This window comes from Mesorhizobium sp. M7D.F.Ca.US.004.01.2.1 (assembly GCF_003997785.1).
Taxonomy (GTDB): Bacteria; Pseudomonadota; Alphaproteobacteria; order Rhizobiales; family Rhizobiaceae; genus Mesorhizobium; species Mesorhizobium loti.
This window is the reverse complement of record NZ_RZRQ01000289.1, coordinates 1-7,554: the sequence shown is the minus strand read 5'-3', so window position 1 is coordinate 7,554 and position 7,554 is coordinate 1. Positions and strand designations below refer to the sequence as shown.

6 protein-coding genes and 2 tRNA genes are annotated in these 7,554 nt (G+C 63.2%); all 8 read right to left on the bottom strand.

The features are described from left to right. Positions 1–1,122: beta-ketoacyl-ACP synthase (locus EN993_RS27795; RefSeq protein ID WP_127265361.1), on the bottom strand; the 1,122-nt coding region annotated here is incomplete at its 3' end. A gap of 52 nt (positions 1,123–1,174) precedes the next feature. Beyond that, the gene (locus tag EN993_RS27790; RefSeq protein WP_126068824.1) at positions 1,175–2,365 is read right to left on the bottom strand and encodes a beta-ketoacyl-ACP synthase; all 1,191 of its coding nucleotides are present in this window, start codon (positions 2,363–2,365) and stop codon (positions 1,175–1,177) included. Between the two features lie 56 nt (positions 2,366–2,421). Continuing rightward, positions 2,422–2,703, bottom strand: coding sequence for an acyl carrier protein (locus EN993_RS27785; protein ID WP_010909964.1), 282 nt, complete (start codon positions 2,701–2,703; stop codon positions 2,422–2,424). A 233-nt stretch (positions 2,704–2,936) separates the two neighbouring features. Next, positions 2,937–4,079: a slipin family protein gene (locus EN993_RS27775; RefSeq protein ID WP_164757846.1), complete on the bottom strand. Its 1,143-nt coding sequence runs from the start codon at positions 4,077–4,079 to the stop codon at positions 2,937–2,939. Positions 4,080–4,452: 373 nt separating this feature from the next. Further along, positions 4,453–4,521: transfer RNA gene (locus EN993_RS27770), tRNA-Leu, on the bottom strand. Between the two features lie 2 nt (positions 4,522–4,523). Then, a tRNA-OTHER gene (locus EN993_RS27765) sits at positions 4,524–4,597 on the bottom strand. Between the two features lie 226 nt (positions 4,598–4,823). Beyond that, complete coding sequence (locus EN993_RS27760; protein ID WP_127265360.1) at positions 4,824–5,372, bottom strand: histidine phosphatase family protein; 549 nt, start codon at positions 5,370–5,372, stop codon at positions 4,824–4,826. 103 nt (positions 5,373–5,475) lie between these two features. Then, positions 5,476–7,554: tetratricopeptide repeat protein (locus EN993_RS27755; protein WP_127265359.1), on the bottom strand; the 2,079-nt coding region annotated here is incomplete at its 5' end.

The following is a 7,554-nucleotide window of genomic DNA, read 5'->3' as shown; positions in this document are numbered from 1 at the left end:
AATGACGCTTTCGCGCATCGTCATCAGCGAGAACGCCGCCTCGACCGCGCCTGCCGCCGACAGCGTGTGGCCAATCATCGACTTGTTCGACGAAACCGGCATCGAGCCGATCCGTTCGCCGAACACGGTCGACAGCGCCAGATGTTCCATCTTGTCGTTCTCCGGAGTCGACGTGCCGTGGGCGTTGACATAGTCGATCTCGTCTTCACTCAGGCCGGCATCGGCGAGGGCGGCGCGAACCGCGGCGATGGCCGGCGAAGCGTCCGGCTTCGAGCGGGTGCGGTGGAAGTCGTCGGCCTTCTCGCCGCAACCGCCCAGGACGCCGAGAATAGTCGCGCCGCGAGCCAATGCCGCTTTAAGCGATTCCAACACCAGCGCCCCGGATCCCTCAGCCAACACGAAGCCGTCGCGATCCCTGGAGAAGGGCTTCGATGCCTTTTCGGGAATGTCGTTGTGCGTGGAGAGCGCCGAAAGCAATGAGAAACGGATCAATGCCTCGGCGGTGGCAGAGCCGTCCGCGCCGATCGATAGTGCCCGGTCGCATTCGCCGCGTCGGATCGCCTCGACACCGAGCTGGATCGCGGTGGCACCTGAAGCACAAGCCGTCGACAGCGTGATCGGCAGACCGCGTGTGCCAAGACGGTCGGCAAGGCGGTCGGCGATCGAACCGAACTGGGTGGTCTCGAAAATATCCAGCTCTTTCAAGCTACGCGCGACCCGAAGCAGTCTTTCGGCGGCGGTGTCATCCTTGTCCTTGTCAGAATTGTAGAGCGAGAAGCGCTCGGCCCAGTCGAGTTCGACCGGCGGCGATGCGAGGAAGAGCGGTCCGCCGAAATTGCTGGAATCAAGACCGGCTTCGGTCACCGCTTCGAAGCCCGCAAGCTCGGCCAGCTCATAGGTGAGTGGGCTGGCACCTTTCGAACTCGACGGCAGGAAATCGACCATGCCGGAGATGCGGGTGTTCAGTTGATCGATGGGAAAGCGGGTGATCGGGTGAATACCCGACTTGCCCGAGGTCAGCGCCGCCCAATTGTCGGCCTTGCCCACGCCAAGCGAGGTGACAACGCCGATGCCGGTGACGGCGACGATCGGCCTGCCCATGTGATCGTTCAGATTGGCCATCCGGTAGCCCTCGACCTTTTATCGTTTGCAACATGGACCGTGCGGCGTCGCCTTAGGCGGCGTTGACCAGCGCCATGCCTTCGAATTGGTGATAGCCGATCGCCGTTGCAAGGACGGCTGCGGGAACGCCTTCGAACGGCGTCTCGGCTGCGGCATCAAAAACAGGGTAGGCGGCCTTGCGGTCGACGGCGAGTGCCGCCAGCGCCACGGCGAAGGGAAACTGCGCTTCCTTCATGTGTCCGGTCAGCGTCGAGAAGCCGCGCGCGGCGATTGCCGGATTGGCATCGAGCGCGGCTTTTTCGGCTGATGTTGCAGTGTGGGCACCCGATGCGCCCGACAGGGCCAGCAATTTGCCGTTCGGCGATGCAACCTGCTTGAGCAGTGCAGCGATCTCGGCGTCGAGTTCTCCCCGTGGCCGCCTGGCGCGGCCGGAGACGACCGGCCCAAGCTCGGCATAGATTTTCCGACCCCGGTCTGTCGCGTGTTCGCGTTGCTCCAGCACCAGGAAGGCGCCGCCGGATCCGGTCACAACGCCGCCGCCCTCGGCGCCCTGTCTTTGCCAGACCGGCTTCCACGGGCCGCGATGCAAATAGCCGGCAAGCTCATAGCCGAGCAGCATGTCGGAATGTTCGGTCTGGAAGGCACCGCCGACCAGGATGTGCGTCGACTGGCCCGAGCGGATACGCGCGGCGGCCGTCTCGACGGCGGCGACGCCGGCACCTTCCTCGCCCATGAAGGTTCTGGACGAGCCGGTGACCTTGTGGACGATGGAGATGTTGCCGGCGAGCAGGTTGGACAGCTGGGCCAGGAACAGTGTCGGCCGCAATTCGGTGGTCAATTTCTCGTTGAGCAGCACATCGCGGTCATTGCGGCTTTCCGAAGCGGCGAGAATGGCGGCATCGACCGCCTCGTCGCGCTCGCCGCCGCCTGCGGCCACAACCATGTCCATGGTCGCGCAGAGTTCGTCATTGCCCTTGATGCCGGCGTCGTCCAGTGCAAGGCCGGCAGCATAGGTGCCGAGCCTCTGCCAGGTTTCCATCTGGCGCTGATCGCCGCGCTTGGCGATCTGCAGGTTCCAGTCGATCTCAGGCAGAGGATGGACGGTATAGGGTGCAAAGCGCGCCGCTTCGAGCACCGGCTGCAGGCCCGGCTGCGCGAGCTTCTGCCAATGGGCGTCCGGACCTTCCCCCAGAGAGGAGACAAGGCCGATACCAGTGATGACGACGTCGCGGGGGCTGCTCATGGGCGGCTTTGTGGGTCAGGCGGCAGAGCGCGTCAAGATCGTGCGCTCAACTGACGTCAGGCGGTCTTGGCGGCGACCAGTGCGTCGATCTTGGCGCACAGGTTCTTCATGACAAAGTAATCGTCGGTCGAAGCCTTGCCGTCATTGACCTCCTGGGTCCACTTTTCCAGCGGTACCTTGATGCCGAATTCCTTGTCGATGGCGAAGACGATGTCGAGGAAGTCGAGGCTGTCGATGCCGAGATCGTCAATCGTGTGGCTTTCGGGCGTGATGGTGTCGATATCGATCTCGCTGGTGTCGGCAATGATCTTGGCGACTTTGTCGAACGTGGTGGACAAGGGCTTTTCCTTCGGTTGCGGGCGGAATCTGTCCGCATCTTGTTTGGGCGCTGTCTAATCGGTTTTTCCCGGCAGGAAAAGGCCTGATACGCCGGGCGCAGATGGGTAGGGTGCCTGGGAAACGCAAGAAGGGCCGCCGGTCGACCCGGCGGCCCTTCCGTTGACGTTACGTCAGTCTTTGTTTCGATGCATGTCGTTTTCCCAAAACCGGAACCACTTTTGGGCGACATGCATCAGCTGTCGCGGAGCTTGACCAGGTCGTTCAGCAGCCCGCCCGTTCCGTTGTGGACGGTCAGCCGCTCGACCTTGCCGGCGATGGTTTCCAGAGCCTCGAGCTCCTTCAACCGCAGCATCACCGGGTTTTCCGCCATCACCCTGGCCGTGTTGAGGAGGGAACGCGTGGCGTTCGTCTCCTCACGGCGGCGGATGATGTTGGCCTCGGCCTGCTTTTCGGCCGACACCACCTGGTTGAGGATCTCGCGCATCTCGCCCGGCAGGATGACATCCTTGAGGGCGATATCGCTGACCTCCACTCCGATCTCGGCCATGTCGGCGCGGACCTTGGTTACCGCTTCCTCGTCGATCGTCACCTTCTTTTCGAGGATCTGATCGAGTGTCAGCGCGCCCAGCGTCTTGCGGAAGGCATACTGCAGGGCGCGGTAGAGGGCTTCGGAGAAGTCCTTCACCATGCTTACCGCCTTGACCGGATCGACCACCCGGTATTCGGCGGCGATGTTGACGCGGATCGTCACACGGTCCTTGGTCAGCACTTCCTGCCCGGCAACGTCGAGCGACTGGCGCTTGAGGTCGACGACCTTGATCTGCACCATGCGTCCGACGTTCCAGAAGCCATGCACGCCCGCCGTCAGCGTCCTGACCAGGACACCGTCGATGAACAGCAGTCCGGCCTGACCATCGACGACCGGATGGACGGACATCAATTCCGCCTTCCGGGCCTGGCCGAGCCGGCGCATGACCGCCGCATCGATGGCGAGATCGACTGATGTGTCGATCAGCGTCACCTTCCACGGACCGGCCTCCGTCCACAGCACCAGCTTGCGATCCGGCGCCAGCACGGCGTGCAGATTGCCGTCACGCTCGATGACGGCAACATCCGTGCGCCCGGTGCGAACGACGGTGAAATGACGCGCGGCCACATCCGGGAGCTTGTCGAACAACGCCTTCTCGTATGCCGAAACGAATTCCGGGTTCTTCAGATCGTGCCGGGACACTTCAAGGCTGCCGCGCCGGTTGGCGAGCCAATGTTCGCCCGGTAGCAGGACAGCCTTGATCTCCCCCTTGTGGAGGGTGAGGGCACGTTCGTTTTCCCTAACGAGGACGCGCTCGCGTCCAAGAACCTTGTCGAGAATTGTCATTGTCTTACTCCTGTCGGGCATGGCCCCATGCGAGGCGTCAAGTCATGCGTCGATCGTCCTTTTCGTTTCTCGTTTCACATCGTCGTCTTGCGTCACAGCCCGGGCACGAATGATCCGGGGACTGGTGGCATCGATCCGTGGCGGGCTTGCGGGAGCGGATCGCGGGACAGTGAAGCGGGCGCCGGAAGCCTTGGCCTCCCTTGCCGGCGACACTGCGCCTTGATCGTCACCGCGGGCCTGGCCGCGAGCCGGTGGCGAAAGACACTCAGGCTGGTCCGCGCCCGAGGGCTTGGGCCATCCGTTCGGTCTTTCGCATTCCAGTCCCCGGACCGCTTTTTCAGATAACACCGTGGCAGGGTGCTGGCTTATCAGGCCAATGGAGAAGGATTTGAACCTTCGACAGTCAGATTCTCGATCTGATGCTCTACCCAACTGAGCTATCCGTGGTGCAGATGAAGGGAATTGAACCCCCGACCTCCGGATCCAAATCCGGCGCTCTCCCACTGAGCTACATCCGCGATCCCAATCCCCAAAGCGGCGCCGCATACAGGGCGGCAATGCCGCCTGCACGGGCGGAGACGAAAGCTCCAACCGTTGTGCTCACTTCGGTTTTCGTGACCGGGAGCGCGCCTATAGACCCTGCGACGGGTTGTCGCAAGCGGCATTGTCATGGCGGATTTGCGGCTTCTTTCAATAGTGGCATTTCGGCAACACCGCTTCCGGCGTCAGCGACGCGTAGAGCGCTCAGAAGGTGACGCGGCCGAGCACGCGCAGGCCATCGCCCTGCGGCTCGACAACCACGGCCTCGCCTTCGCGCGGCGAGATGCCGGTCAGTGCCACGATGTCTTCCAGATGGGTGACCATGACCAGATTGTCGGAGCCGGAATAGGCGCGGATTTCCTTCATGATCGCGGCGATCTGCACGGCCTTCTGCGTCTCGTCGCCATTCAGGAGATCGAGGGGTGCAAAGAGCTCTGGCTCGGCCTCGAAGGCGATGCGCGCGGTGTCGAGGCAGCGGCAATAGCGGCTGGACAGCACGCGCTCGATCGGTGCCGCCCGAGCGGCAAACAGAGCGCCGATCTTGCTCGCCTGCTGCTTGCCGCGCGCCGACAGGTTGATCTGGGTGGCACAGCTGTCGATGTCGAAATTGGCCGGGTCGGTGGTGCCGGTGACCATGGCATGGCGCAGCAGCACGACATGCCCGCCATCGCGTAGCAGCGCCCAGCCTGCATCCGTGGCGTGCGCCGCGCCGGGAACAACAAGCAGGAACAACGCCAAGGCAAATCGAATCATCCGCTATCCTTCTCCGGTTCCCGGCAATGGGTTCCGGTGACGAGACATATAGGGACGGCAAAGCCGGCCGAAAGACAAGGTACGGTCGGCGGGAAGCGTAGACCTACTTCTTCGCTATCTGCTTCTTCACCAGATCGATCTTCTGGTCGGTGAGCGGGATGGGGATCGTGTAGCCGGCTTCGGTAAAGCCCTGCTTGGCGTTCTCGAAGAATTCGATCGCCTTTTGATATTCGGCCTTGCCGCCGCCATAGCTGCCGCGGTTCCAGTGGATGTCGCCTAGATTGTTCTGCGCGAAGGCCCATTGCATGGGCAGGCTTTCCCTGGTGAATACCTTCAGCGTCGCCGTGAAGGCGGCCTCGGCGTCACCGAGATATTTGTCGGTGCGTTCGAGATTGCCGAGGTTGAGCAGGCTCATGCCGATACCGTTCTGGGCGTTGGCCCAGTCGACCGGTGCCGCGTCGACGGTGAGCACCTCGAGGGCCGCCCGGCGGGCCGCGATGGACTCCAGCAAGGTCTTGGGGTCAGCATTGCTCATGCTCAGCCAGTGCAACGTCGAGCCGAGGCCGGCCTGGGCCAGCGCCCATTGGCGCGGGTTCGTCTCGCGTTTGTACTCGCGCAACGCATCGCGGTAGGCGGCAATGGCCTCACCGTAATGTTCCGGCTTATCGGTCACGCCGCCCAGAAGCTGCAGCGTGTTGCCGAGATTGTAGTGGCTCATTGCCCAGTCCTGCGGGAATTTCCGTCTGACATAGACCTGCCGGGCGGCCTGGAACGCCGCGGCCGATTGCTCCAGCTTGGCCGCGTCGCGGGTGCGCTGGCCAAGCGTCTGGTAGATCGAACCGAGATTGTTCTGCGCCGACGCCCAGTCCATCGGGAAACGCTGCCGGGTAAACACGGTCAGCGCATCGTCATAGGCCGTCGCGGCCTCTTCGAGCACGCCGGTGCCCATATCGAAGCGGGCGACACCGCTCAGCGCGTTGCCGAGGTTGAGCCGGCTGGTTGCCCACGAGACCGGGAAGGTTTCACGGGTTCGCACCTCGAGCGCGGCACGGAACGCATCGGCCGCCTCGTTGATCTTCGCCTTGTCGTTGAGCTGAATGCCGAGCGACACCAGCGTGTTGCCGAGATTGTTCTCGACCATCGCCCATTCCACCGGCGCCTTTTCGCGCGTGTATTCCTCAAGTGCCAGACGGTAGGCCGCCTCGGCTTGCGTCAGATGTTCGCCGGCGGCTTCGCGCTCGGACAACGCATAGAGCGCCAGGCCGAGATTGTTCTGCGAAGCGGCCCAGTCGAGCGGCACTTTTTCACGCGGGCGCTTCTCCAACGTCGCGCGCATTGCCACCACCGCCTCGTTCAGGCGCTTCGGGTCGCTCTCGCGTTCGCCGATCTTCAACAGCACATTGGCCAGATTGTTCTGCGCGGCGGCCCAGTTGAGATCGTCTTTCTCGCGCTCGAACACGACAAGGGAGGCGCGAAAGATCTGTGCTGCCTCCTCAAGGCGTGCGGTCTCCGTCTCGCGCTCGCCGATGGTCTGCAGCACCACCGCCATGTTGTTGCGGGTGATCGCCCAGTCGCGATTCTGTTCGCCATTGGGGATGAAGTTCAGGATGGTGCGATAGGCATCGATGGAGCGCTGCAGCGCATCAAGGTCGCCGGTGGCGTAGCCGTAGGCGTTCAGCGCCTCGGCTTCCTGGTTCTTGTAGTTCCAGCGCAGCTTGTCGTCCCATTTTTCGGCCAGTGAAAACGCCTTGGCGTAGTCGCCGGCGGCGGATTTGTAGTCGAACACCAGCCCCGAGGCATCGGCGCGTCTGGCATAGATCGCGGCGTCGGCAAGACGCTTCTGCTTGACGAGATCCTCGGCCTTATCGACCGCGTCGTTGGTCTGCTCGACCCGGCCGACCGCGTCATCGAGGAACTTCCGCGCCGTCACGATGGCGCCCTGGCCGATCGCCTTGTCGGCGGAGGCGACCAGGCGTTTGATCTCCGGATCGTCGGTGCGCAGCGCGGCACGTTCGGACATCATTTTCTTCAGGCGCTCGGCCTGGGCGTCGAGCACCTTTTGCAGGTCGGACGGATCCTCCGGCATTTTTTCCGTGCCGAGCGCCTTCAGCACGCCATAGAGCGCATCGAGCGGCACGCCTTCCTGCAGCGAGGCCAGTTCCACCTGCGCCCGTTTCGGGTC